Raw genomic sequence first — 25078 nt, 5'->3', positions numbered from 1 at the left:
TTTCTCCTTAATTATTTTTAACGATTGAACAAAGGCTAGTATCACCTTGTATAATTTTAAGCAAATTACCCTCTTCAAACATATTACAAACCACTATAGGAAGTTTGTTGTCTTTAGCTAAAGCTATCGCTGTATCATCCATCACTTTAATATTATCTTGCATAGCCTCATCATAACTTAAAGTATTTAAAAATACTGCATCATCAAATTTTTTTGGATCTTTATCATAAACTCCATTAACTTTTGTAGCTTTTATTACCATATCTGCATCAATTTCTACAGCTCTTAAAATAGCTGTTGTATCTGTAGTAAAATAAGGATTTCCAGTGCCTGCAGCAAAAACCACAACACGACCCTTTTCTAAGTGTCTTTGTGCTCTTCTCATAATATAAGTTTCACAAAATGCTTCCATCTGAATAGCACTTTGAACCCTCACTTCAAGCCCAGAGCTTTCCAAGGCTTCTTGAATGGCAATAGCATTGATAACCGTAGCAAGCATTCCCATATGATCGCCACTTGTCCTTTTAATCAATCCGCCCTTAGCAGCACTTACTCCACGAATAATATTGCCACCACCTATAACTATGCCTACTTCTATTTGATTTTTTACAAGTTCTTTAATCTCTGAAGCTATGAATTTTAAAATAGAATTTTCTATGCCAAAGCCATTTTCACCTGCTAAAGCCTCTCCTGAAAATTTTACTAAAACTCTTTTTCTCTCTTGCATTATTTCTCCTTATTTAACTTGAAATTATATTTTAAATTCCATTAAATTTAGCTAATTTAAGCTAATGAGTTCCAAAGGATTGATATGAAAATTTTTTTGAGTTACTTCAAAAGTAAGATCATTTTTTATTCTACCCACTACGGCACCTTTTTTAATATTCTTACCAACTTTAATATTAGGAGCAATCTTATCTAAATGTGCGTATATTGTATGTATGCCATTATCATGTTCAACAATAACAACTCGAGCTAACATACTAGTATCTTTGGCAAAAACTATTTTTCCATCTAGCACATTTTTAACAACTGCATCGCTTTTATTGCTTCTTAAAACTACATTCTCGTTAAAAATTTTAAGATTGTAAACAGGATCAACATAATTTCCAAATTTTTGCTTCACAGTAAAAGAATCCAATGGAGCTATGGTTTTTTTTCCTGTGTAACGCTTGACTGAACCTCCTTGATAGCTTGAACCTAATTGCCTTATTTGTTGATTATTTTTTACTATTTTAGTATCATTTTTGCTTGAATTTACATTTTCTTTATCATTAATAATTTTTAATTGATTTAATGTTTTTCTAAGCTCTTCTTGCTGAGCTTGTAAGTCATCAAGTTTTTTTGCATATATGGTTCGATCTGTTTTTTGTTTGTTGATTTCGCTAATTTGTTTTTGTTTTAAACTTTGAAGTTTAGCTAATTGAGCGTTGTAATCCTTAAGACTATCATTGATTTTCTTAATCTGAGCTTGTTTATCATCAATAAGCCTATTTACTCCCTCATAATCTTTAGAAATTTTTAAAATTTCTTCATTTAAAACTTTGTTTAAACTTCCTAAAATTTCAAAAGCCATAAAACTTTCTTCACTTTCAATATAGCCTTGAGGGATAGGTAAATCATAAGCAAAATCTTTAGCCATTAAAGATATAAGCTTACTTTCCATATTTGATTTACTTTTAAGCAAATCTTCATTTTGGCTTGTAAGGGTGTTTAACTCTTGATTTTGAGCCTTAGCGCTTGCTTCAAGCTTAGAAGTTTGTGAATTTAAGCTTTCAATTTGAAAACTTAGATCTTTCAAACTTTTTTCACCATTTAAAATATCGCTAGCCAAATCTTCAAGTTTTTTATTTAACTGTTCTTGTATGCGTTTATTTTCTTCTAAACTTTTTGTTTTTTCATTTATAGCGTTTGCTAAACTTATATCAACAAACAAAAAAAAACAAAAAAAGATAAGAATATTTTTTCTCATCTTTTAACCTTAAACATAACCGTATTTACACACAACAAGCAAATAAACAAAGTAGCTAAAAAAATTAAAGTCAAATGTAAAATAAAATTAATAGGTGGAAAAATAATATCTACAGCCTTTAAACTTTCTTGGATAATAGAAAGATCAAAAATTTGCGTAAAAAAGGCAAGTAAAATAACAAAAGCAATAAAACAATCAACCACAACCACCTTATAAAGCATAAAAGATCTAAACCAAAACGGAGCTCCAAATAAACACATAATTTCAATACGATCGGTATGTTCATAAAGCCAAATTCTCATCTGTTTTAAAAACAAAACAAAGGCAAGCAAAATAATGATAAATAAAAACAACCAAAAAACAAATTTCATCAAAATAAGCAAAGAGTATATCTTATCATGGGTTTTAGAAAAAGTTTCAACCTTACTAACACCTACAATATTTAAAAGTTGATTTTTAATCGAATTTAGTTCATTTTGATCGGGCAAAGAATTTAATTTTAAAGTATAAAATTTCGGCAGAGAATCTTTTAAAACTTTCAAATTCTTTTCAGAAACATCATTTTTCAAACGATCGATTAAACCCTTAGGATCTAAAGATTCAAGTCCAGCAAAAAATGGTACTTTTGTTTTTACTACATTCTGATCAAGTTCAGTTTTGCTGACAACTATAATATTATAATCTTTATTAACAAGTTCTTCATAATGCTTTAAAGTTGCATTTGTAACCAAAATAAATTCAAAAGCAAACATCATAAAAAGTAAAGGTAAAATTAAAGATAAATGTGTTTTAAAAAATTTCATTCATTTTTCCATTTTCTATATTAAAACGACGATAATCCACTCTTAAATTACTAGGAATTCTATGTGTTACCACTATAACACAAGTTCCTAAAAGCTCTCTAGCAGATTTTAAAAGAGTCCATATAATATCAGAAGAATACTCGTCCAAATTTCCCGTTGGCTCATCACAAAGCAAAAGCTTTGGATTATGAGCTAAAGCCCTAGCCATAGCGACGCGTTGTTGCTCACCACCGCTAAGTTGATTAGGCAATTTATCTGCTTTAAAAGTTAAATTTACATGCTTTAAAAGCTTAGCAGCTTGATCATGACATACTTTTTTGCTATAACCTTTAATCATTAAAGGCAACATAACATTTTTTTCAACACTATATTCTTGTACAAGTTTATAATCTTGAAAAATAATCCCTATTCTTTGACGTAATTTTAAAAGTTCTAAATTTCCAATTTTATTCATCAAAGATCCACATACTTCAAGTTTACCAGAAATAGGTTCTAAATCTCCATAAAAAGACTTTAAAAGCGTACTCTTACCACTCCCACTTTTACCCGTAATAAAAACAAAATCATCATCCTTAAAAGCAAAACTCGCTTCTTTAATAACTAGTTCATCATAACCTAAAGTAAGTTTATTTGCTTGGATTAAATTAGGCATCCTTTTTCCTTAATTTCCCTTTTTAAATTTTTAAATTATGCTTTATTTTTGCTTAATTTTCAAGAAAAATTATATTTTAAACTGAACTTTTAAAATTTCTTTTAATTCATTTATCGCTTTAATATTTTCTTGAATTTTAAATGGCTCTTTAAAAGCAAAATCAATCGTTTTATCAAGATGCAAATAACAATGTTCAGGCTTATTAAAAGCTCCAAAAGCAACCTTTAAAAGCAAATTCTCATCTTGTTTATAGATGCTTTCAAAATGCAAGAAAAAATCATCTTTTTTTATAGTAATATTTTTAAAGTTCTGCTCTATTTTTTTCAAATCCTCTTTAGAAAATTCAACCGATGAGAGATTAAATTCATTTAACTCATAGTTTTTACACTCTTGGTTAAAATTCCACACCCAAAGATCATATATATTTTTTTCTTGCTTTTTCCATCTATCTTCATATTTGCTTGAAATTTCTAAATTTTCATTTTTTCTAAGACTAAATTTTGGCGCAGGAAAAGTCAAAAATTGCTCTAAAGTAAAATTAAAATACTCAAAGCTATCTGTTCTAAGCTCAAAACGACCATTTTGAACTAAAACCCTAGCACATTCTTTGCAAAAATCCTTCCCAATAACTCGCCTATGAGGCTTTTTGTCCCAAGGAACAGGAAAATGTAAAAAAATCTTTTCAACTGATTTTGATTTTAATACACTCAATAACAATCTCGCATCACTTTGGATTAGCAAAATATTATTTACATTTTGCGCCTTAGCAAGTTTAGCTACTTGAGTTAAAGCTGGATTGTAAATTTCCACCCCTAAAATTAAAACATTCGGATTTTCTTTTGCTTGATAAAGCAAATGTCTTCCTGATCCAAAGCCTATTTCTATATAAATTTTACCTTGAAGTCTAGATAAAAGTTCATCAAAGTTATCAACGATAAATGGTGTTTTTTCAATTAAAGCATTGTTTTTAAGTCCAAAAGCTTCATTGATAATATCCTCACAAAAACCTTCTTTAAAGATTTTTAAAGCCTTTTGTAGATAACCTATTTTAGAAGGTTTTGTATGTTTATCGCCTTTAATCACAAAACCATTTTGTGCTTTTTTAATCTGCAGAAAAAAACTCTCTTCTTGAACCTTTGTATAAATAAGACTAACATTATCATTCTTAGCAAGCCAAAGAAATTCAACATCATCCTTGCTATAAGGCAGATTCATTTCTTTGATCTTTTTGCTTCTAAAATTTGGCACTACTGAGCCGCCTTAACTTTGCTTGAAGGTTCTGAACGAAGCCCAGCCGAATCAATAGCAATAACTTCATAACTATATTCCACCCCTGGTAAAGCTTTTACATCTTTTAATCGCTTTTCTTTAATGCCTTTAAAAACTGCATTTTGCTCTCCACCATAGCGTCTTACTTCATATTCAACAGCTCTAGTATCATTATCACTCCATTCTAAATTTATCCCTTCGCTTGTGCTTTGAGCCAAAATAATACTAGGAGCCAAAGGATTATCTAAAGTTCTACCCTCTACACCATCTTTTGGCATAGGACTTTCAAGACCATCTTTATCCACTATTGTTACTTTATAATACTTGCTTTTACCTGCTCCTTCTACTATATCCTCATAAGAATTTTTATCAGTCTTTGCCAAAACACTAAAAGGAAGGAAGCTTGAGCTCGTAGAATAAACTTTATAATAAGAAAAATCTTCATATGTAGGAGCATCCCAAGTTAAAATGATTTTATTAGAACCATCTGTGCTAGCACTTAAATGCTCAACTTGAGGGGGTAAAGCCTTGCTTGTAGAACTTACAACTTGACTTGGCTCACTCTTTATCCCATTAAAACTCACAGCAATAATTCTATAACTTGAATTTTCATTAGGTTTTAAATCACTATCGATGTATTCAGCGTTTAAGCGATTTTTTACTTCTGCAATTTTTTTAAATTCTTTATCATCACCTTTAGTTCTTTCAATAATATAAGAATCAACCCTAAAATCAGGATGCGGACGCCAAATAAGTTTAATACGATTAGGCAAATTGGTCACAGCTTGAATAAAAGGAACAGCTTCAAGTCTTGGAGCTGTGCTCACTTCTATAACCTTGCCATCTTCTGAAATTTGTCCTTGCTCATTAAAGCTTTTCATCATATAACGATACTTAGTACCAGGCTCTAATTTAGTATCTACATAATGAGTTTGAAACTTATCTTTAATAGTGCCTACAAGTTTAAAATCAGGATTTTCATCACTAGAACGATACAAATAAAATCCTTTGATATTTTCATTATATAAAGGCTCCCATTCAAAAGCAATATTACTCATATCACTAAGACTTTTTAAACTTTCAACCTTTGGCAAGCTTTCATTTACGGCAGGCTCTTTACTTGAAGCTAGCGAATTCATTTGCGAAACACTACAAGCGCTAAGCAAAAGAGTTAAAAAACTCAAGTAAAAACTCAAGCGAAATCTTTTCATCATTCTCTCCTAAATTAATTTGTTCAAACATAATGTTTTTAAAATCTTCCATCAAAGGTGCTTTAACAAAAATTTGCTCTTTAGTTTTTGGATGGATAAAATACAAAAAATAGGCATGCAACATTATCCTACAATCATACTTACCCTTATAACCATACAAACTATCGCCCAAAATATGGCGATTTAAACTAGCCAAATGCGCTCTAATTTGATGAGTTCTTCCTGTAAAAAGCTTAGCAGCCATCAGAGTTAAATTTTCAGTTTTTACTACATTTATGAAAGCTGATTTTGCATTTTTACTGAATTTATTTTCCTTATCTATGGCTATTTTTTTAATAGCATTAGAAGGCGAACGCATTAAAAATTTTTCTACTATAATTTTATCTTCTTTTAGTGGCAAATCAATTAACGCAAGGTAAATTCTTCCCATGCTTTTATCTGCAAGCTGTTCGCTTAATTTTTGATGGGTGAAGTTATTTTTCGCTATTAGTATAGCTCCGCTTGTATCTTTATCTAATCTATGAACAAGACCAGCTCTTATCTCTCCTCCTAAATTTGATAAAGTATATTTTTTTTCTATTAACCAATCCACCAAAGTGGCATTTTTAACGCTACTTGCTCCATGAACGACTAAATTTGAAGGTTTATTTAAAACAAGCAAGTCTTCATCTTCGTATAACACATCAATATCAAAATCCACTTCAAACTGAGGTTTTATCTCATTGCAAAGCTTTAAACTTGCAATAGAAATAATATCACCATTTTTAAGCTTAAATGAATTTTTATCTTGAATTTTATCATTAACCTGTACGCAATCTTTTTCTATAAGTAAAGCAACTTGATTGCGACTTTGGTTTAATTTTTTAGCCAAAAACACATCAAGCCTTGAATTTTCATCTACTAAAAAAGTTTGCATTTTTTCCTTGGAGGTTTTGATAAATTTAAAATTTTAGTTTATAATTATAGCTTTATATTACCAACTGAAGGCAAATTTTGTTTAGATTAGATAGAAGAATTTTAACTCATTTTGACTATATGCAACCCATTTTATTTTTACCCATAATTCTTATTTCATTTTTCTTGATCTTTGAAGCTAATCCTTTTTTAGCAGAAAAACAGTTTGTTTATGCCTGTGTGGGATTGTTTGCTTTTATGGTTTTTTTCTTCTTTCCTATAAGGAAATTTATTTGGATTATTCCTGTTGCTTATTGGATTAATATTTTTTTATTGCTAAGCGTAGATATTTTTGGGGTTGAAAAATTAGGTGCTAAAAGATGGCTTGAAATTCCTTTTACTCACTTTACTATACAACCTTCTGAAATTTTTAAACCTAGTTTTATTTTAATGCTTGCCTATCTTATTTATCAAAATCCTCCTCCAAAAAATGGATACAAACTTAAACAATTCATCAAACTTAGCTTTTACATCATCTTGCCTTTTTTGCTAATTGCAAAAGAACCTGATTTAGGAAGTGCTATGGTTTTACTACTTGTTGGTTTTGGAGTGCTTTTTATCATGGGAGTTCATTATAAAATTTGGTTAAGTATTGTTATAGCTATAAGTGTTAGCTCTCCTATTATTTATACACATCTTTTAAAACCCTACCAAAAGCAAAGAATTCATGATTTTATTTCAGAAAAACCAAGTTATCAAGTAGCCCAATCAATGATAGCTATTGGAAATGGTGGTTTAACTGGAAAATCTCAAGATGAAGCTACGCAAACTCATTTTAAATTTTTACCTATTTCAACTAGTGATTTTATTTTCGCTTATATGATAGAAAGATTTGGATTTATTGGGGGATTGACATTAATTATATTTTATATTTTACTTATTTTTCATCTACTTAGTTTAAATTATAAACTTAAAGATGATTATTTTACTAGAGTTGCTATTAATTGTGTTGCATTATTTATTTTTATTTATGCGGCAGTAAATATCTCAATGACTATAGGTTTTGCACCAGTAGTTGGGATCCCTTTGCCTTTTTTTAGTTATGGTGGAAGTTCTTTTACTATTTTTATGATTTTTTTTGGAATTTTACAGCATTTAATCACTTTTAGATATTTTTGGATGGATATAAAGGCTAAATAAAATATTTTTAAGCATTAATAAGATATAATTTTATCTTTTAATTCAACTTAGGCGGATTTATAGCTCAGTTGGTTAGAGCAACCGGCTCATAACCGGTTGGTCGCAGGTTCGAGTCCTGCTAAATCCACCATTCTATTATAAGTTATAGACTCTCTCTTTAAAATAATAATTTTTAGTCCTTTAAATATTTCGGTCTTGTGTAAAAAAATATGTGATGTGATTTTTTGAAAGATAAAGTGGTGGTTAGAGGCAGAATCGAACTGCCGACACGCAGATTTTCAGTCTGCTGCTCTACCGACTGAGCTATCCAACCACTTAGTTTGATAAAGTAAAAATGTAATTGTATCTTTTTTTCTTTAATTTAAGTTTAAATACAAAAATAAAATTTTATTTCCCTTAAAGTTTTAATAAGATAGAATACCCGCTTTAGATCATTATCAAATGGAAATTTTTTGAAACAATTTGGATTAGATAGACGAACTTTTAAAATTTTACTAGCTGGTTATATTATTATTGCATTGTTTGGGGCTTTATTGCTACATTCAAGCTGGGCACATACAACTCCTATTGATTTTTTAGATGCCTTTTTTACAAGCACATCTGCTGTTAGTATGACAGGATTAGCAGTTAAGAACACTGCGGTTGATTTTACCTTAGCAGGACAAATTATTATCTTAGCTTTGGTACAAATTGGAGGCTTGGGATATATGGGTATAGGTTTGTTTGTTTATATACTCATACGCAAAAAAGTGGGATTTAGTGCAAGAAATTTACTAAAAGAGTCTTTATTTTATCCATCAATGGATGGTTTATTTAAATTTTTTAAAAAGGTTTTACTGTTCATTTTTACTATAGAATTGATAGGTGCTATACTTCTTACCATGCGTTTTGCCCTTGAAATGAATTTTAAGAAAGCTTTATGGTTTGGAATTTTTCATTCTATTAGCGCTTTTAATAATTCTGGGTTTACCATATTTGAACATGGACTTATAGCTTACAAACATGATATAGCAATTAATCTTATTATCACTTCTTTGATTATTATTGGAGGGCTTGGATATTTTGTTTTGGTTGAATTATACTTTTTTCAAAGAAAAAAATTGCAAAATTTAAGCCTACATACAAAAATGGTTGTTGTTGCAAGTATTTTTCTTATTTTCTCTTCAACGCTTATTATTTTTGCTTTTGAATACTCAAATCCTCAAACTATAGGACATTTTTCATTTTTTGATAAAATTTTAAGCTCATATTTTATCGCTATTAATTACCGCACAGCAGGATTTAACACCTTAGATATGGGACATTTGCATGATGCGAGCTTATTTTTTGGATCATTGTTTATGGTTATTGGTGGTGCACCAGGAGGAACAGCTGGGGGTATGAAAGTAACAACTGTAATGGTTTTATTGCTCTATGCTTATTGGAGTATCCGAGATGGAAGAGTTAGAATTTTTGGACATGAAATTCCAAGAGAAACTATATCTAAAGCTTTTATTATAGCTGTAGGTTCAGCTGTTTATATAGTAATAGCTGTTATTTTGCTTTCCTTGCTAGAGTCAAATTTTGATTTTATAGCCTTACTTTTTGAAACTTCTTCAGCTTTTGCAACGGTAGGAATTTCGGTAGGAAATGGTGGAACTTTATCTTTATGCGCTTTGTTTAGCGATCCTAGCAAGGTGATTATCATCATTATGATGCTAAGTGGCAGGATAGGTGTTTTTGCTTTTTTACTCTCGGTATTCAAACAAGACAAAGCTATTCATTTAAAATTCCCTGAAGGAAAGGTTAATTTATAAAGGTAAAATCGTGAAAAATCTTAATTATGGAATTATAGGACTTGGAAAATTTGGCTCAGTTGTAGCAGATGAACTCATTGCTGGAGGTCATACTGTTATCGTTGCGGATAAAGATGAGGAAACTTTAAAAAGTATACAAAATCCTCCAAGCTATGCTTATATTTTAGATTCTACAAATATTTCAGCTCTAAAAGAAGCAGGCTTTCATGATGTTGAAGTTGTTATTGTTAGCATAGGAGAAAATGTTGAAAAATCAATCCTTACTCTTATGGCACTTAAAGATATAGGCGTTAAAAACATCATTGCTAAAGCAACCTCTAATATCCATGGTCAAATTCTTTCTAAGTTAGGCGCAACAAAGGTTATTTATCCTGAAAAAGAAAGCGCTAAAAGACTGGTAAAAGAATTTTTAACCAAAGATGCCGATTATGAAGTTTTTGATCTTTCAGCAAATACTATACGAGCTATTAAGATCAATATAGATGAAAAATTAGCAGGAAATTCTTTAAAACATGTAGCACAAAATATGAAAGTGATTTCTTATAAAAAATTAAATAGCGACTGGGAAATACTGCCTGATTTAGAAACCACTACAGTTTATAGCGGAGATGTTGTAATACTCCTTGGAACAGTTAAAGAACTTAGAGAATTCGAATACTAATCAAGATTTAAAGCCTTGCAAGCCTTTACAAAACGCTTTAAGGCTGTTTTTTCTTTAGTAGAAATTTTATGATATATAACTTCATCTAAATAATATCTAACATCTTTTATATCCAAATCCCTTGTTTTGGCATAATTTTGCAGTATATAATAAGGAATTTTAATCTTTGTTTTTGGAAATTTTTTCAAAATTTGTTTATATAAAGCTTTTTTTTGCACACAAGAGAATCTAGCAAAAACAAAAGGCAACCCTGTTTTTTCGTGCCATTTTGCACATAAATCGATATATTTAGAAGAATCTTTTAGATAAAGCTTTAAAGCCTTATCACCTATAATTACTTTTCCATCTTGTTTTAATACTTTAGCTAAAGCATTTGAAGTTGCTGAACTTGGATCTTTAGCATTTGATGTATTTTTTTCTACTAAAACACTTAAAACTCTTTTATTAGCACAGATACCCAAATCTAAATTTTTATATTTTTTTCTAGCACTTTCTATGCTTGAAATGATAGCTGCATCAATTCTTCTATAAAATAAATCTTTATTTAGCTTACTTGGAACTCCTTTTTTATACTCCATGCTTGCTTTATGACCATTAGGTAAGGGATATTTCTTAAGATATATATGTAAAGGCAAAAGATTAATATAATCAATTTTTCCAAAAATCATCTCTTTTAAAGAGTGTTAAACACTCTATCTCCTGCATCTCCAAGTCCTGGTATAATATAACCTTTTTCATTTAAACCTTCATCAATACAAGCCACAAAAACTTCTACATCATCATGCATTTGGCTAAATTTTTGCAAACCTTGTGGAGTAGCAAGTATGGATATAAATTTTATTTTTTTAACTCCTTGGCTTTTTAAAAAATTACAAGCCTCTATAGCAGTTCCACCTGTAGCAAACATAGGATCTATGACAATAGCGGTGCGTTGTTTTGCATCTTTGGGAAGTTTTTGAAAATAAAAATCCGCCTTTAAAGTTTCTTCATTTCTTACAAATCCCAAAAATCCAACACTTGCATCAGGAATCATCTTAAAAACACTTTCAAGCATTCCTAATGCAGCTCTTAAAATAGGGCAAATCATAATTTTTTCATCAAGTTTTTTTACTGTAGTTTTTTGTATAGGTGTTGAAATTTCAATTTCTTTTAAAGAAAAATCTTTACTCGCTTTAAAAAGTAAAAAAGATGAAATTTCATCGATTAACATGCGAAATTGAAAGGGCTTTGTCTCTTTAGCCCTTAAAATTCCTAATTTATGTTCGATCAATGGATGATTGATACAATGAATATTTTTCATTTTAAGCTTTCAAAATAAGCTTTCTCGTTAAAATTTTTTACCTTAGCCACACCATCTTTTACCGCAACTGCTGCTACAGCTGTACTTACTGCAGCTTTTACTCTTTCATCAAAAGGTTTTGGTATGACATAATCTCTTCCAAATTCTAAAGCGCTTAAATTATAAGCCTTTTTAACCGCATCACTTACAGGAAGTTTTGCAAGATCTGCTAATGCTTTAGCAGCAGCTACTTTCATATTTTCAGTGATTTTACTTGCACGCACATCTAAAGCCCCGCGAAAAATAAAAGGAAAACCTAAAACATTATTGATTTGATTTGGATAATCACTTCTTCCTGTTCCTACAATCGCATCTTTTCTAAGTCTAGCCACATCTTCAGGCATCACTTCAGGGATAGGATTTGCCAAAGCAAAAATTACAGGATCTTTTGCCATACTTAAAACCATTTCATCATCAAGAATTTTTGGCGCACTAAGTCCTAGGAAAACATCAGCTCCTTTTAAAACTTCTTTTAAAGTCTTTTCCTTAGAATCAACAGCAAATTCAAGCTTTTGAGGAGTTAAATCATTTCTATCCTTAGAAACAACACCTTTGCTATCTACTAAAATAATATTTTCGACCCCTAAATTTCTATACATCTTAGCGCTTGCTATACCTGCGGCACCTGCGCCACTTACAACCACCTTAATGTCTTTAAATTTTTTACCGCTTATCTCCATAGCATTCATAAGTCCCGCAGTTGAAATAATAGCCGTTCCATGCTGATCATCATGCATTACAGGAATTCCTAAATCTTGTAAAGCCGCTTCAATTTCAAAACATTTTGGAGCAGCTATATCTTCTAAATTTATCCCACCCACAGTCGGAGCCAAAGCTTTGCAAAAATTTACAATCTCTTCCACACTATGAACATCAATTTCTATATCATAAGCATTAACATTTGCAAATTTTTTAAACAAACAAGCCTTACCTTCCATAACAGGTTTTGAAGCCTGTGCTCCTATGTTTCCAAGTCCTAAAACAGCAGAACCATCGCTAACTATAGCTACCAAATTAGCCTTATTTGTATAAGTATAAGCAAGCTCATTATCTTTAGCGATTTCAAGGCAAGGTTCTGCAACTCCTGGGCTATACGCCAAAGATAGATCATAACTTGTAGCCATTGGCTTACTTGGCACAATATCAATTTTCCCACCTAAATGGTATTTTAAAGCTTCTTCTTTTAAATTCATTTTATTTTCCTCTAACTTTTAAAAAATTTTCTATTCTTTTTTTACACTCATCAACCCCTAAAAATTCTAATACTTCAAAAATACTAGGACTTACCGCACTCCCTGTTAAAGCTATGCGTATAGGCTGAGCCAAATCTTTTAACTTTGCTTCTTTTTTTTCTAAAAAATCATTTGTAAAATCTTCAAAATCTTTACCTGTTTTTTGATCTTTAAGTGTATTAGCAAATGCTTGGAGCAATTCTAAATTATTTTCGTTAACAAATTTTTGCACTGCATTTTCATCATAATTTTGCGGCGTATTAACTATGCTTTTTGCACCATTGATAATATCATGCAAGGTTTTTGCACGCTCTCTTAATAAATCAAGTAAAAATCCTGCCTTTTCATAAACAGATAAATCAAAACCAAGATCTTTAAGCTGACGGTTAATCTCTTCAAAAGGTAAAGTTTTAATATAATGAGTATTAAGCCATTCAAGCTTTTTAGCATTATAACAAGATGCGCTTTTATTAATATGATAAGGATCAAAAAGTTTTTTCAAATCTTCTAGCGAAAATACCTCATCATCACCATGACTCCAACCTAAACGCACAAGAAAATTAAGCAAAGCTTGAGGTAAAATTCCCATTTCTTTGTATTCCATAACATCAGTTGCCCCATGTCTTTTTGAAAGCTTTTTACCATCTTCTCCATGTATCATAGCCACATGAAAAAATTTAGGAATTTTAAAACCCAATGCTTCATAAAGTACAATTTGTTTAGGAGTATTTGAAAGATGATCATCCCCGCGAATCACATCACTTACTCCCATTAAAGCATCATCAATAACAACAGTAAAATTATAAGTTGGAGTTCCATCACTTCTTGCAATGATAAAATCATCCATTATATCCTCTGCTTTAAATTTTACCTCGCCTTTAATCCCATCTTCAAAAATAATCTCGCCGCTTTGAGGTGCTTTAATACGCACAACAGGTTCTATACCCTGAGGTGGCGTGCCTTTAAATTCTCTATATCTTCCATCATATCTTGGGCGCTCTTTGGCGGCTTCTTGCTTGGCGCGTAATTCTTCTAATTCTTCTTTACTCATATAACAATAATACGCCTTGTCTTCATCTAAAAGCTTTTTGACATATTCTTTATAAAGATCAAAACGCTCTGATTGGTAAGTTACTTCTCCATCATGTTCTAAACCGCACCATTTAAAAGCTTCGATAATTGCTTTAGTAGCTTCTTTGGAATTTCTTTTTAAATCCGTATCTTCAATACGAAGTAAAAAATTTCCACCATTTTTTCTAGCGTATAAATAATTATAAAGAGCTGTTCTAAGTCCACCTATGTGCAAATACCCTGTTGGGCTTGGAGCAAAACGCGTTGTAAGTTTTTCGTGCATTTTTTGCCTTTTCTTAAATTTTTATTGATATAATGCGATATTTATACTTAAATAAAGGTTTGAAATGAAAAAAATTTTATTAAGTTTTGCATTTTTTGCAAGTTTAGCTAGTGCAAATACCATTAATGCTATAGCTGTAATTGTAGACAAAGAGCCTATCACGACTTATGATATAGATCAAACTATGAAAGCACTTAAAATTGATAGAAATAAAGCTTTAGGCATACTCATCAATGAAAAAATGGAAATTTCACAAATGAAACAACTGGGTATTGTAGTCAATGAACTAGAGCTTGACGATGCTATAAATAAAATGCTTGCTCAAAACAAAACTACTTTAAATGCTTTCAAAGCAAATTTAAAATCCAAAAATCAAAGCTATGAACAATTTCGTGCAAATTTAAAAAAAGATTTAGAAAAAAGAAAGCTTTATGAAAAAATCGTAAGTATGGCAAAAACTGATTTTAGTGATGATGGAGCAAAAAAATTTTTCGAACAAAATAAAGATAAATTCACTTTTTATACACAAATTAATGCAAATATTTATTTATCAAACAATCCTCAAACTTTAGAAAATATCAAAAATACAAAAAAAACAATCCTTAAACCACAAAATGCATCTTTAAACACAAGCAATGCCGATCCAAGACTTTTAGGGCTTTTATCGCAAATTCCTGTTGGAGGCTTTTCCCCTGTTTTAAATGGAAAAAATGGCTATGAACTTTATGAAGTTAAAAGCAAAGATGGAGCACAAACTCCTGAATATGAGCAAGTTAAAAATGAAGTTTTAAACGCTTATGTAAGCGAACAAAGACAAAATTTCATACAGGATTATTTTGATAAACTCCGCTCTAAAATCAATATAGAATATTTAAGATAAAAACTACAATTAAAATTTCCCTTTAATAGGGAAATTTTAATGTCTTGCAAGATAATTTGTATCGTAGTTATTGTTAATAAAATCAGGATTTTCCATCATAGAAAGATGGAAATCTTTGGTTGTTTTTATCCCACTTATAAGTAACTCATCTAAAGCTACTTTCATTTTTGCAATAGCTTTATTGCGATCTTCTGCCCAAACTACAAGCTTACCTATCATAGAATCATAATAAGGGGGCACGCTATAGTCTTGATAACAATGACTTTCCATTCTGACATTGCGTCCTGCGGGTGGAATGTATTTAGTAATCTTGCCTGGACTTGGCAAGAAAGTTTTAGAATCTTCTGCCGTGATTCTACACTCTATAGAATGCCCATTTAATTTAATACTTTCTTGAGATGGTAAGGCATAACCTTCTGCTACCTTAATCATTTGTTCTATGATATCAATCCCACTTACCATTTCACTTACACAGTGTTCAACTTGCAAACGTGTATTCATTTCTATAAAATAAAAGTCTAAATTTTTATCAACTAAAAACTCAAAAGTTCCCGCACCTTCATATCCTATAGCTTTGGCTGCCTTAATAGCAGTTTCATGAAGCCTAGTGCGTGTTTTTTCATCAAGCAAAATCGCGGGAGATTCTTCGATAAGTTTTTGATGGCGTCTTTGCATAGAACAATCTCTTTCACCCACATGAATCACATTACCAAAACTATCTCCTATAACCTGCACTTCTATATGGCGTGGATTTTGAATGTATTTTTCCATATACATAGTTCCATCACCAAAAGCTGTCATAGCCTCGCTTTCAGCTGACCAATACGCTTTTTCAAGATCTTTTTCATTTTCCACCACACGCATGCCACGGCCGCCACCGCCAGCAGCTGCTTTTAAAATCACAGGATAGCCTATTTCTTTAGCAAGTTTTTTAGCTGCTTCAGCTCCTGCTAAAGCCCCATCGCTTCCTGGGATTACAGGCACACCTGCTCTTTGCATTACTTGTTTAGCTTTTGATTTATCACTCATTAAATTCATAGCTTCTACAGAAGGACCTATAAATTTGATGTTATGTTTAGCACAAATTTCAACAAAATTTTGATTTTCACTTAAAAATCCATATCCTGGAAAAATCGCATCTGCTTCAGCAATTTCAGCTGCTGTAATAATAGCTGGGATATTTAAATAACTTTCAGAACTTCTTGCTTTTCCTATACAAATGCTTGCATCAGCGTATTTTAAATATAAAGCATCTTTATCTGCTTCAGAATACACACAAATTGCTTTTTTACCCATTTCTTTAATCGTTCTTAAAGCGCGTAGTGCTATTTCTCCACGATTAGCAATTAATATGCTTTTAATTTCCATTTTATAATTTCTCCACCGCAAATAAAGGCATTCCAAATTCTACAGGCTGACCATCAGCAACTAAAATTTCAGCGATCCTACAATCGAATTCCGCTTCAATTTCATTCATGATTTTCATCGCTTCGATAATAGCTATAGTATCACCTTTTTTAACTGTGCTACCCGCTTTTACAAAAGGTGCTGCACCTGGGCTTGGAGCTTGATAGAAAGTTCCTACCATAGGGCTGTTTATACTTGGCTTGTTTGATTTTGCATTTTGGCTAGGTTGAGCTTCATTTACAACACTTACATTGATAGGTTGTGGAGCTGGAACTGGAGGACAAACAGGAGCTGGAACGTCGCAACACATATCTCTTTCAAGTTCTATTTCAAAACCATCTTGTTCTTTGATCTTAATTTTACTAATATTTGCTTCAGCAAAAAGGTTTACTAACTCTTTAATTTCTTCTTTTGTCATAAAATTCTCCTAAAATTTAAGAACTTAATCTTGTATTATATAAAAAAACTTAAAATTTAACTTTAAAAAAGAAAAAAATCATAAAAAATATAGATTTTTTAGGTTATAATCCTTATAAAAAATTACAAATATTAAAAGGTTAAAAATGGGCTTAAAAGCAGATAACTGGATAAGAAAAATGGCATTAGAATACAAGATGATCGAGCCATTTTGCGAAGCAAATATAGGAAAAGGAGTGATAAGCTATGGACTTTCAAGTTATGGCTATGATATACGCGTAGGGCGTGAGTTTAAAATTTTTACCAATGTTAATTCAACCGTAGTAGATCCAAAAAATTTCGTAGAAGAAAATGTAGTAGATTTTGAAGGTGATGTATGTATAGTTCCTGCAAATTCTTTTGCCCTAGCTAGAACTATAGAGTATTTTAAAATGCCTGATGATGTTTTAGCTATTTGTCTTGGCAAAAGCACTTATGCAAGATGTGGTATCATCGTCAATGTTACTCCTTTTGAACCAGGTTTTGAAGGACATATCACTATAGAGATTTCAAACACTACGCCTTTACCTGCAAAAATTTATGCCAATGAAGGCATAGCACAAGTGTTGTTTTTACAAGGTGATGAAAAATGTGACACCACTTATAAAGACAAAAAAGGCAAGTATCAAGCCCAAACTGGCATAACCTTGCCAAGAATTTTAAAATAGGAACACTTGTTGCTTTAATTTTAAAAATTAAGCAAAGGAAGGCAAAATGTTTAACAAAAAAAATATCTTAATCACAGGCGGAACAGGCTCTTTTGGAAAAACCTATACCAAGGTTTTACTAAAAAACTATAAACCTAATAAAATCATCATTTATTCTCGTGATGAGCTTAAACAATTTGAAATGGCAAGCGTTTTTAATGCTCCTTGTATGCGTTATTTTATAGGAGATGTAAGAGATAAAGAGCGTTTAAGTGCTGCTATGCGTGATGTGGATTTTGTTATACATGCTGCTGCGATGAAGCATGTGCCTATTGCTGAATATAACCCTATGGAATGTATAAAAACAAACATACACGGTGCGCAAAATGTCATCGATGCTTGTTTTGAAAATGGGGTTAAAAAATGTATCGCTCTTAGCACAGATAAGGCTTGCAATCCTGTAAATTTATACGGTGCAACCAAACTTGCAAGCGATAAGCTTTTTGTCGCTGCAAACAACATAGCAGGCAATAAACAAACACGCTTTAGCGTTACAAGATATGGCAATGTTGTTGGCTCAAGAGGATCAGTAGTGCCTTTCTTTAAAAAACTCATCAGTGAAGGAGCTAAAGAACTTCCTATCACCGATACAAGAATGACTCGTTTTTGGATCTCTCTTGAAGATGGAGTGAAATTTGTACTGAGTAATTTTGAAAGAATGCACGGAGGAGAAATTTTCATCCCTAAAATTCCTTCAATGAAAATCACCGATCTAGCTCATGCTTTAGCTCCTAATTTAAGCCATAAAATCATAGGTATAAGAGCAGGAGAAAAACTACATGAAATCATGATTTCAAGCGATGATAGTCATTTAACCTATGAATTTGAAAACTACTATGCTATAAGCCCGAGTATTAAACTTGTGGATAAAGATAATGACTTTAGCATCAATGCCCTAGGCGAAAAAGGACAAAAAGTAAAAGATGGTTTTTCTTATAGTTCGGATAATAATCCTTTATGGGCAAGCGAAAAAGAACTTTTAGAAATCATCAATCACACTGAAGGTTTTTAAAATGCTTACTTATTCTCATCAAAACATCGATCAAAGCGATATAGATACACTTATAAAAGCCTTAAAAGATGAAATTTTAACAGGGGGTAAAAAGGTAGATGAATTTGAAGAAGCCCTTTGCGAATATGTGGGTGTAAAACATGCTTGTGTATTAAACTCAGCTACTTCAGCTCTTCATCTTGTCTACACGGCACTAGGTGTCCAAGAAAAAATCGTTTTAACTACCCCTTTAACCTTCGCTGCTACGGCTAATGCGGCCTTAATGGCGGAAGCTAAGGTAGAGTTTATCGACATTAAAAACGATGGCAATATCGATGAAAAAAAACTAGAAGCAAGACTTTTAAAGGATAGCGAAAATATAGGAGCTATTAGCGTAGTGGATTTTGCGGGCAATAGCGTTGAAATGGATGAAATTTCAAGCCTTGCTAAAAAATATAATATTTCTTTAATCGATGATGCAAGCCATGCTTTAGGTGCTTTGTATAAAAGTGAAAAAGTAGGGAAAAAAGCCGATCTTTCTATCTTTTCTTTTCACCCTGTTAAGCCTATTACCACTTTTGAAGGTGGAGCCGTGGTGAGTGATAATGAAGAGCTTATCACCAAAATCAAGCTTTTAAGAAGCCATGGTATAATTAAAAAAAGGCTTTGGGATAGCGATATGGTAGAACTTGGCTATAATTACCGCTTAAGCGATGTTGCTTGTGCTTTAGGGATAAACCAGCTTAAAAAACTCGATCACAATCTTGAAAAAAGAGAAGAAATCGCAAGTTTTTACGATAAAGAATTTGAAAAAAATCCTTATTTTTCCACGATAAAAATCAAAGATTATAAAAAAAGTTCAAGACATTTATACCCTATCTTGCTTTTTCCTGAATTTTATTGTCAAAAAGAAGAACTTTTTGAAAGCTTACTTCATGCAGGAATTGGCGTACAGGTACATTATAAACCAACTTATGAATTTAGTTTTTATAAAAAACTCTTAGGAGAAATCAGACTCCAAAATGCGGATAATTTTTACAAAGCCGAGCTTAGCATACCTTGTCATCAAGAAATGAATCTAAAAGATGCAAAATTTGTAAAAGATACTTTATTTAGCATTCTTGAAAAAGTTAAAAAGGGATATTGTGAATAAGCTAGACTTTAGAAGTCAAGATTTTAGCCAAACTGGAAAGGCTATGTATGAACTAGCTTGCGAACTTTTTCCTATCCCTAGAAGCATCACAGGGCAAGGTTTTAGAGATAGTTTAGAAATTTTAAATAAAACTCTGGGGGGGGGTATAATCAAATTTCACTCTATAAAAAGTGGTACAAAGGTTTTTGACTGGATAGTCCCTGATGAATGGAATGCCAAAGAAGCCTATATCATCACTCCAGAAGGAGAAAAAATTTGTGATTTTAAAAAGCATAATCTACACCTTCTAAACTATAGTGAAGCCATCGATCAAGAAATCGAACTTGAAGAACTTCAAAATCATCTTTACTCCATAGAAGAAATGCCCGATGCTATTCCTTATGTAACGAGTTATTACAAAAGACGTTGGGGATTTTGTCTCACGCATAATGAAAGAAAAAAACTTAAAAAAGGCAAATACAAAGTTTATATCGATGCAAAACATGATAAAAATGGGGTTTTGGACTATGCTGATTTTATCCTACCTAGCACACAAAATTCAAAAGATGAAATTTTAATTTCAACCTATCTTTGCCACCCTTCCATGGCAAATAATGAGCTTAGTAGCCCTGTGGTAGCTATTTTCTTAGCAAAATGGCTTTTGAGTTTAAAAGAAAGAAGATATAATTACCGCTTTGTCATCATCCCTGAAACCATAGGCTCTATAGTCTATCTTAGCAAACATTTAGAGCATTTAAAAAAACATGTTAAAGCAGGCTTTGTGCTTTCTTGCTTAGGCGATGATCATGCTTACTCACTCATACATACACCTAAAGAAAACACTCTAAGCGATAAAGTTGCCCTGCATACGCTTAAAAATAAAGAAAATTTCAAAGCTTTTGGTTTTTTAGATCGTGGAAGCGATGAAAGACAATATAATGCTCCGCTTGTAAATCTTGGCATAGTAGGAGTATCTCGCACCAAGTATGGAGAGTATAAACAATACCACACTTCAAAAGATGATCTCAATTTTATCTCTGAAAAAGGTTTAATGGGTGGACTTCAAAGCATGCAAGAAATGATTTTAAATCTAGAAATCAACGCTGTATATGAAAACACTATAGTATGCGAACCTAATCTTGGCAAAAGAGGACTATATCATACCCTTAGCACTGCCAATGACATTCCTTTGGCTTGTAATTTTCTAGCTTATTGTGATGGGGAAAATGATATCATCGATATAGCCAATATCTTAAACATGCAAGCTTATGAATTTAAAGAACTTTTGGAAAAAATTTTAGAATACAAACTAGTGAGGAAAATATGAAAGAGCTTTTAAAATATAATGGAAAAATATATTCTCAAGATGATTTAATAGAAGTTTTGATAAAACTAGGTATACAAAAAGGCGATATCATTTGCTCTCATAGCGAGATTTACAACTTTGGCATTCCTCTTTTACCTATAAAAGATTTTTTAAATGCTTTACTTGAGTGTTTATTTGAAGTCATTGGTAAAGAGGGAACACTTATCATGCCAACTTTTACTTATAGTTTTTGCAAAAACGAAATTTATGATAAACTTAATTCTAAATGCACCGTAGGAGCTTTAAATGAATTCTTTAGAAAACAACAAGGAGTAAAAAGAACCAACGATCCTATCTTTTCTTTTGCTGTAAAAGGTGCCCATGAAGAATTATTTTTAAACAAAGAACAAAAATCATGCTTTGATGAAAATTGTGTTTATGCAATACTTACGCGAAATAATGGAAAAATTTTAAATTTTGGAAATAAAGATTGCTTTACTTTTGTTCATTATCCAGAAGAAAGTGCAGGTATTAAATACAGATACCATAAAACATTTAAAGGAATAATACTTGATGAGAATAACAACAAATTCGAAAAAAGTATTAGCTTTTTTGTAAGACATCAAGGAGTGGCAACTAGCGATGATAAAATTACATGTTTTTTAAGAAAAAAGCAATATTTCAAAGAAATTGGTTTTGGCAATACACTTTTAGCTCTAATCGAAGCTAAGCCTTTTTACACTGATTTAATCACAACATTTAATAAGAATGAAAATATCTTTAAAGTTTAAAAAATACTTCTTCCGCCATCTGCAACAATGCTTTGACCTGTTATCCAAGTGCTAAAAGGACTTAATAAGAAAGTGCATAAATTAGCAATATCACTTTCTTTTCCGACCCCTAAAGGATAAAAATTTGCTAATTCATATTCATAGTCTTTTGATCTTATCAAAGAAGCTTTATGTGTCATTTCTGTATCTATATGCCCTGGCAAAATGCTATTAATTCTATATCCAAATTTAGCAAAATCTTTAACCAGACTTACTACCAACGAATTTAAAGCTCCTTTTGAAGCGTCATAAATACTCATAGAAGACACACTTAATTTTAAAGAGACAGCACTGATTAAAACAACGCTGAGATTTTCTGATTTTCTTTTATCGTAAAGACATTTTAAAAGCTCTAAACAGCTAAAGAAATTTATATCGAAAACTTTTTTTGCTTCTTCTATATCTACCATCCTTAAAGGTTTAATACATGAAATTCCAGCAAAATAAGCCATCGCGTTAATTTTGCCATATTGATTTACGATTTCATCAACCAAATTTTTAATTTCCATGTGAGAGCTTAAATCATATACTTTATAATCTAAATTTTTACATTCATCTTTTAACTCCTTTAATCTATCCTCCCGTCTTGCTACTGCAATTACTTTTGCCCCAAAAGAATCCAAAATTTTACATGTTTGCTTACCTAAGCCACTACTTGCACCAGTAATTAAACAAACTTTATCTTTTAAATGAAAAAAATCTTCTTTCATTCTTTTCCTTTCATTGCTTTTTCATATTGTTTATGAAAATAAGAAATTCTCTGTTCTAAATTTTTTGCATAACTAAAATTTAGAAAATTTAAAAATTTACTTCCTTTAATTAAATTTGTAACCTGTGCATCTTCTTGAAAAATTCTTTTATTCATGGCAATAATCTCTTTAGCAAACAGTTTAGTATCTAACCTCGATTTAGCAATATAATTTCTTGAAATAAAATAAGTTTTATTGTAAGTATTAGGAAAATAATTTTGAATAGAATACGAATATCCAAAAGTTGAACTAATAATAGTAAAAGGAAATAAATGATAAGAAAAATATCTATCTTCAAAATAATTATCCTCCAAAAAAACTGTTCTGCTTTTTTGTAATTTTAAATAAATTTTTTCATTTAAAATTTTTCCACGTGTTTTAGAGTTGTAATTAATAAATTTTGGCTCATCTTTGATTTGCAATATTCCTAATGACTCTGGATGAACGCAATTTACGTGATAAATTTCTAAACTATTTTCTACTCCTATCTTCCAATTAGAATTGTAATCTATAGGAGAATTACAACCTATAAAACAATTAATACTATAACTAATTTTTTCCAATTCTTCATAAAAACCTTCTAATTGTTGTTTTAAGCTATATATTGCATCATGTGAAAAAAATATAAAATCTCCACAAAAATCTATTTTTAACTTAAAAAGATCAAATTGTTTAACTTGATCAAATTCTGTTCTATTGGGGATTAGAAGCTTTTTATTTTTATAACTCCAATGATGATAAAGACATTTTATCTCTCCATTATCTTTTAAAAAACCATAATTTTCAACATTTAAAAGTCTTGCTCCACGATGTGGGCAAATATTATAAAAACCAATAATTTCTTCATTATCATTATAGATAATAATTTCAAAATCATAAATTCTTAAAACTATATAATCTTTATTATTTTTTATTTCATCCCTGTGGCAACCAAAAATCCAAAATTTTTTATAAAGTTTTTCAAATTCCTTCTTTTCAACATCACAATTGCAATAATCATTTAAATATTTCATAAACTTCCTTCATAAAAAAGAGTACAAGTACAATCCAGAGTTTCCAACATGCAAGTTGCCACAGATAATCCAACGCCAAAGCCCATAAGTATAACATTACAATAATCTTTATCTTTAGTATCACTGATTAATAAGGGAATTGAGTTAGAGCTTGTATTGCCAAAATTATTAATATTAATTGGTAATTTATCCTGAATATTTAATTTATTTCCCAGATAGGTCAATAAAAATGCATTAGCTTGGTGAAAATAAAATTGTGAGATAGATTCTTTTTTTAAAGATGAAAATTGCAATATTCTATCAATTTCTAAAGGAATATGTTTTAATGCAAAGTCAAAAACATCCACACCCTTCATTTGCATTACCCCCCCCATAAGGAGCCATAATACAATCATATCCTTTACCTAAGGTTTTAAAACAAAAATAACTTTGAGATATTTTATTTTCAATTGCAGTGCAACTAACACCATCGCCAAAAAGTAAAGCAACATCTCTTGTATTTTGGTCAATAACATTACTTGACACATCTCCAACAAAAAGCAAAATGCGATTTAATCCATTGGAGATATAACTATAAGCAACATTTAACCCATACACATAGCCACTACATCCTAGATTAATATCAAAAGCAAACAAATCTTTTTGCCTTAAGCCTAATTTTCCTTGTAAATAGCAAGCCATAGCTGGAAAACGAAATTCATTACTTTGAGAAACAACAATAATTGCATCAATACTTTCTTTATCCCACTGGAGTACTTTTAATGTTTTATTGGCAGCTTTTAAAAATAAATCACTAATTTTTTCATTTTTGTCTTTATCTATAACATAGCGTGTTTCAACACCTATATGCTTTAAAGTTTTATTAATTTCTCTTTCACTAAAATGCTCACTCTTCCGATTAAAACACTTTTTACTCGGAATGATGGAAGTAATATGTGCAATTTTTGCTTGACTAAAACTTTGCATAATAAATCTTTTAATTAATATTAGCTAATTTTAAAACATCTTTAACTGTTTTTAATGTGGAAATTTGTTCAGAATTAATATTCATACCTAACTTAGTATCAAAAAGAGTCATTAAGCTCAAATAAGCTAAACTATCCCAATCTTCATAATCGCTTAAAATACTTTCTTCGCTTAAACCCCCATTATCTAGCATTAAAATTTCTTCCAATGCATTTAACATTTCTTGTTTATTCATTTTAATTACTCCTATCATAAGTT

General features: G+C 30.8%; 27 protein-coding genes and 2 tRNA genes. 10 read left to right on the top strand and 19 right to left on the bottom strand.

Annotated elements, in window-relative coordinates; translation table 11 throughout:
* Positions 1-7: 7 nt before the first annotated feature.
* The 7 genes from pyrH to AJ886_RS08380 form a co-directional block, all read right to left on the bottom strand.
* Positions 8-727: a UMP kinase gene (pyrH, locus tag AJ886_RS08410; protein WP_002871033.1), complete on the bottom strand. Its 720-nt coding sequence runs from the start codon at positions 725-727 to the stop codon at positions 8-10.
* Between the two features lie 51 nt (positions 728-778).
* On the bottom strand, positions 779-1972 hold the full coding sequence (locus AJ886_RS08405) for a murein hydrolase activator EnvC family protein (protein WP_070242765.1): 1194 nt from the start codon (positions 1970-1972) through the stop codon (positions 779-781).
* Positions 1969-2775, bottom strand: coding sequence for an ABC transporter permease (locus AJ886_RS08400; protein WP_002860478.1), 807 nt, complete (start codon positions 2773-2775; stop codon positions 1969-1971). The genes AJ886_RS08405 and AJ886_RS08400 overlap by 4 nt, the downstream gene beginning before the upstream one ends.
* On the bottom strand, positions 2762-3427 hold the full coding sequence (locus AJ886_RS08395) for a cell division ATP-binding protein FtsE (RefSeq protein ID WP_002856386.1): 666 nt from the start codon (positions 3425-3427) through the stop codon (positions 2762-2764). The genes AJ886_RS08400 and AJ886_RS08395 overlap by 14 nt, the downstream gene beginning before the upstream one ends.
* Positions 3428-3496: 69 nt before the next feature.
* Positions 3497-4675 (bottom strand): tRNA (guanosine(46)-N7)-methyltransferase TrmB, encoded by a 1179-nt coding sequence (trmB, locus tag AJ886_RS08390; protein WP_053872704.1) that lies wholly within the window; start codon positions 4673-4675, stop codon positions 3497-3499.
* On the bottom strand, positions 4675-5910 hold the full coding sequence (locus AJ886_RS08385) for a fibronectin type III domain-containing protein (RefSeq protein ID WP_074470159.1): 1236 nt from the start codon (positions 5908-5910) through the stop codon (positions 4675-4677). The genes trmB and AJ886_RS08385 overlap by 1 nt, the downstream gene beginning before the upstream one ends.
* A complete protein-coding gene (locus AJ886_RS08380; RefSeq protein ID WP_070275058.1) occupies positions 5855-6823 on the bottom strand; it encodes an RluA family pseudouridine synthase in 969 nt (322 codons plus the stop codon). The genes AJ886_RS08385 and AJ886_RS08380 overlap by 56 nt, the downstream gene beginning before the upstream one ends.
* A 77-nt stretch (positions 6824-6900) precedes the next feature.
* Between AJ886_RS08380 and AJ886_RS08375 the strand changes: the two genes are divergently transcribed.
* Both AJ886_RS08375 and AJ886_RS08370 read left to right on the top strand, forming a co-directional pair.
* On the top strand, positions 6901-8001 hold the full coding sequence (locus AJ886_RS08375) for an FtsW/RodA/SpoVE family cell cycle protein (protein ID WP_044780131.1): 1101 nt from the start codon (positions 6901-6903) through the stop codon (positions 7999-8001).
* Positions 8002-8054: 53 nt separating this feature from the next.
* A tRNA-Ile gene (locus AJ886_RS08370) sits at positions 8055-8131 on the top strand.
* Positions 8132-8238: 107 nt separating this feature from the next.
* On the opposite strand, the gene AJ886_RS08365 is transcribed toward AJ886_RS08370, so the two are convergent.
* Positions 8239-8314, bottom strand: a tRNA-Phe gene (locus AJ886_RS08365).
* Between the two features lie 139 nt (positions 8315-8453).
* Between AJ886_RS08365 and AJ886_RS08360 the strand changes: the two genes are divergently transcribed.
* On the top strand, positions 8454-9797 hold the full coding sequence (locus AJ886_RS08360; RefSeq protein ID WP_044778992.1) for a TrkH family potassium uptake protein: 1344 nt from the start codon (positions 8454-8456) through the stop codon (positions 9795-9797).
* Between the two features lie 10 nt (positions 9798-9807).
* Positions 9808-10458 carry a potassium channel family protein gene (locus AJ886_RS08355; RefSeq protein WP_002861975.1) on the top strand — a complete coding sequence of 217 codons (651 nt, stop codon included), beginning with the start codon at positions 9808-9810 and terminating at the stop codon, positions 10456-10458.
* Here the strand turns inward: AJ886_RS08355 and AJ886_RS08350 are convergent.
* Genes AJ886_RS08350 through gltX form a run of 4 tightly spaced genes read right to left on the bottom strand, consistent with a single transcriptional unit; the run spans position 10455 to position 14383 of the window.
* The gene (locus tag AJ886_RS08350; protein ID WP_070285136.1) at positions 10455-11126 is read right to left on the bottom strand and encodes a menaquinone biosynthetic enzyme MqnA/MqnD family protein; all 672 of its coding nucleotides are present in this window, start codon (positions 11124-11126) and stop codon (positions 10455-10457) included. The genes AJ886_RS08355 and AJ886_RS08350 overlap by 4 nt on opposite strands.
* Positions 11127-11131: 5 nt before the next feature.
* Positions 11132-11758 (bottom strand): uracil phosphoribosyltransferase, encoded by a 627-nt coding sequence (gene upp / locus AJ886_RS08345; RefSeq protein WP_070287543.1) that lies wholly within the window; start codon positions 11756-11758, stop codon positions 11132-11134.
* Positions 11755-12990 carry a malic enzyme-like NAD(P)-binding protein gene (locus AJ886_RS08340; protein WP_070287542.1) on the bottom strand — a complete coding sequence of 412 codons (1236 nt, stop codon included), beginning with the start codon at positions 12988-12990 and terminating at the stop codon, positions 11755-11757. Before AJ886_RS08340 ends, upp begins: the two co-directional genes overlap by 4 nt.
* Before the next feature lies 1 nt (position 12991).
* Positions 12992-14383 (bottom strand): glutamate--tRNA ligase, encoded by a 1392-nt coding sequence (gene gltX / locus AJ886_RS08335; protein ID WP_044780588.1) that lies wholly within the window; start codon positions 14381-14383, stop codon positions 12992-12994.
* 64 nt (positions 14384-14447) lie between these two features.
* Between gltX and salC the strand changes: the two genes are divergently transcribed.
* A complete protein-coding gene (salC, locus tag AJ886_RS08330; protein WP_070287541.1) occupies positions 14448-15263 on the top strand; it encodes a peptidylprolyl isomerase SalC in 816 nt (271 codons plus the stop codon).
* 36 nt (positions 15264-15299) lie between these two features.
* Here salC and AJ886_RS08325 read toward each other — a convergent pair whose 3' ends face one another.
* A complete protein-coding gene (locus AJ886_RS08325) occupies positions 15300-16631 on the bottom strand; it encodes an acetyl-CoA carboxylase biotin carboxylase subunit (RefSeq protein WP_002854112.1) in 1332 nt (443 codons plus the stop codon).
* A 1-nt stretch (position 16632) separates the two neighbouring features.
* A complete protein-coding gene (accB, locus tag AJ886_RS08320) occupies positions 16633-17088 on the bottom strand; it encodes an acetyl-CoA carboxylase biotin carboxyl carrier protein (RefSeq protein ID WP_052949200.1) in 456 nt (151 codons plus the stop codon).
* Between the two features lie 145 nt (positions 17089-17233).
* On the opposite strand from accB, the gene dcd reads away from it, so the two are divergent.
* The 5 genes from dcd to AJ886_RS08295 are packed head-to-tail and all read left to right on the top strand — an operon-like array spanning position 17234 to position 22053.
* The gene (dcd, locus tag AJ886_RS08315) at positions 17234-17794 is read left to right on the top strand and encodes a dCTP deaminase (protein ID WP_002861983.1); all 561 of its coding nucleotides are present in this window, start codon (positions 17234-17236) and stop codon (positions 17792-17794) included.
* Between the two features lie 46 nt (positions 17795-17840).
* Positions 17841-18845 (top strand): UDP-N-acetylglucosamine 4,6-dehydratase (inverting), encoded by a 1005-nt coding sequence (gene pseB, locus AJ886_RS08310; protein ID WP_070284334.1) that lies wholly within the window; start codon positions 17841-17843, stop codon positions 18843-18845.
* A gap of 1 nt (position 18846) precedes the next feature.
* Complete coding sequence (gene pseC, locus AJ886_RS08305; RefSeq protein WP_070284335.1) at positions 18847-19977, top strand: UDP-4-amino-4,6-dideoxy-N-acetyl-beta-L-altrosamine transaminase; 1131 nt, start codon at positions 18847-18849, stop codon at positions 19975-19977.
* Positions 19970-21283, top strand: coding sequence for a DUF4910 domain-containing protein (locus AJ886_RS08300; RefSeq protein WP_070287540.1), 1314 nt, complete (start codon positions 19970-19972; stop codon positions 21281-21283). Before pseC ends, AJ886_RS08300 begins: the two co-directional genes overlap by 8 nt.
* Positions 21280-22053: an AAC(3) family N-acetyltransferase gene (locus AJ886_RS08295; protein WP_070287539.1), complete on the top strand. Its 774-nt coding sequence runs from the start codon at positions 21280-21282 to the stop codon at positions 22051-22053. The genes AJ886_RS08300 and AJ886_RS08295 overlap by 4 nt, the downstream gene beginning before the upstream one ends.
* Here AJ886_RS08295 and AJ886_RS08290 read toward each other — a convergent pair.
* The 5 genes from AJ886_RS08290 to AJ886_RS08270 are packed head-to-tail and all read right to left on the bottom strand — an operon-like array spanning position 22050 to position 25055.
* Complete coding sequence (locus AJ886_RS08290) at positions 22050-22802, bottom strand: SDR family NAD(P)-dependent oxidoreductase (protein ID WP_070287538.1); 753 nt, start codon at positions 22800-22802, stop codon at positions 22050-22052. The genes AJ886_RS08295 and AJ886_RS08290 overlap by 4 nt on opposite strands.
* Positions 22799-23854, bottom strand: a complete 1056-nt coding sequence (locus AJ886_RS08285) for an aromatic ring-hydroxylating oxygenase subunit alpha (RefSeq protein ID WP_070287537.1) — start codon at positions 23852-23854, stop codon at positions 22799-22801. The genes AJ886_RS08290 and AJ886_RS08285 overlap by 4 nt, the downstream gene beginning before the upstream one ends.
* Complete coding sequence (locus AJ886_RS08280) at positions 23851-24201, bottom strand: 3-oxoacyl-[acyl-carrier-protein] synthase III C-terminal domain-containing protein (protein ID WP_222548776.1); 351 nt, start codon at positions 24199-24201, stop codon at positions 23851-23853. Before AJ886_RS08280 ends, AJ886_RS08285 begins: the two co-directional genes overlap by 4 nt.
* A complete protein-coding gene (locus tag AJ886_RS08275; protein WP_070287536.1) occupies positions 24188-24820 on the bottom strand; it encodes a hypothetical protein in 633 nt (210 codons plus the stop codon). The genes AJ886_RS08280 and AJ886_RS08275 overlap by 14 nt, the downstream gene beginning before the upstream one ends.
* A gap of 10 nt (positions 24821-24830) precedes the next feature.
* Positions 24831-25055, bottom strand: a complete 225-nt coding sequence (locus AJ886_RS08270) for a phosphopantetheine-binding protein (RefSeq protein ID WP_052949192.1) — start codon at positions 25053-25055, stop codon at positions 24831-24833.
* Positions 25056-25078: the final 23 nt, after the last annotated feature.

Source organism: Campylobacter sp. BCW_6465, from assembly GCF_001762815.1.
Taxonomy (GTDB): domain Bacteria; phylum Campylobacterota; class Campylobacteria; order Campylobacterales; family Campylobacteraceae; genus Campylobacter_D; species Campylobacter_D jejuni.
Note: the sequence above shows the minus strand (reverse complement) of the source record. Positions and strands in the feature narration are given on the sequence as shown.

Excerpts from the sequence above, each read along its gene's own strand:
- pyrH (WP_002871033.1), bottom strand. The coding sequence starts at position 727 with ATGCAAGAGAGAAAAAGAGTTTTAGTAAAATTTTCAGGAGAGGCTTTA.
- AJ886_RS08405 (WP_070242765.1), bottom strand. The coding sequence starts at position 1,972 with ATGAGAAAAAATATTCTTATCTTTTTTTGTTTTTTTTTGTTTGTTGAT.
- AJ886_RS08400 (WP_002860478.1), bottom strand. The coding sequence starts at position 2,775 with ATGAAATTTTTTAAAACACATTTATCTTTAATTTTACCTTTACTTTTT.
- AJ886_RS08395 (WP_002856386.1), bottom strand. The coding sequence starts at position 3,427 with ATGCCTAATTTAATCCAAGCAAATAAACTTACTTTAGGTTATGATGAA.
- AJ886_RS08385 (WP_074470159.1), bottom strand. The coding sequence starts at position 5,910 with ATGATGAAAAGATTTCGCTTGAGTTTTTACTTGAGTTTTTTAACTCTT.
- AJ886_RS08380 (WP_070275058.1), bottom strand. The coding sequence starts at position 6,823 with ATGCAAACTTTTTTAGTAGATGAAAATTCAAGGCTTGATGTGTTTTTG.
- AJ886_RS08350 (WP_070285136.1), bottom strand. The coding sequence starts at position 11,126 with ATGATTTTTGGAAAAATTGATTATATTAATCTTTTGCCTTTACATATA.
- upp (WP_070287543.1), bottom strand. The coding sequence starts at position 11,758 with ATGAAAAATATTCATTGTATCAATCATCCATTGATCGAACATAAATTA.
- AJ886_RS08340 (WP_070287542.1), bottom strand. The coding sequence starts at position 12,990 with ATGAATTTAAAAGAAGAAGCTTTAAAATACCATTTAGGTGGGAAAATT.
- gltX (WP_044780588.1), bottom strand. The coding sequence starts at position 14,383 with ATGCACGAAAAACTTACAACGCGTTTTGCTCCAAGCCCAACAGGGTAT.
- salC (WP_070287541.1), top strand. The coding sequence starts at position 14,448 with ATGAAAAAAATTTTATTAAGTTTTGCATTTTTTGCAAGTTTAGCTAGT.
- AJ886_RS08325 (WP_002854112.1), bottom strand. The coding sequence starts at position 16,631 with ATGGAAATTAAAAGCATATTAATTGCTAATCGTGGAGAAATAGCACTA.
- accB (WP_052949200.1), bottom strand. The coding sequence starts at position 17,088 with ATGACAAAAGAAGAAATTAAAGAGTTAGTAAACCTTTTTGCTGAAGCA.
- dcd (WP_002861983.1), top strand. The coding sequence starts at position 17,234 with ATGGGCTTAAAAGCAGATAACTGGATAAGAAAAATGGCATTAGAATAC.
- pseB (WP_070284334.1), top strand. The coding sequence starts at position 17,841 with ATGTTTAACAAAAAAAATATCTTAATCACAGGCGGAACAGGCTCTTTT.
- pseC (WP_070284335.1), top strand. The coding sequence starts at position 18,847 with ATGCTTACTTATTCTCATCAAAACATCGATCAAAGCGATATAGATACA.
- AJ886_RS08295 (WP_070287539.1), top strand. The coding sequence starts at position 21,280 with ATGAAAGAGCTTTTAAAATATAATGGAAAAATATATTCTCAAGATGAT.
- AJ886_RS08290 (WP_070287538.1), bottom strand. The coding sequence starts at position 22,802 with ATGAAAGAAGATTTTTTTCATTTAAAAGATAAAGTTTGTTTAATTACT.
- AJ886_RS08285 (WP_070287537.1), bottom strand. The coding sequence starts at position 23,854 with ATGAAATATTTAAATGATTATTGCAATTGTGATGTTGAAAAGAAGGAA.
- AJ886_RS08275 (WP_070287536.1), bottom strand. The coding sequence starts at position 24,820 with ATGCAAAGTTTTAGTCAAGCAAAAATTGCACATATTACTTCCATCATT.
- AJ886_RS08270 (WP_052949192.1), bottom strand. The coding sequence starts at position 25,055 with ATGAATAAACAAGAAATGTTAAATGCATTGGAAGAAATTTTAATGCTA.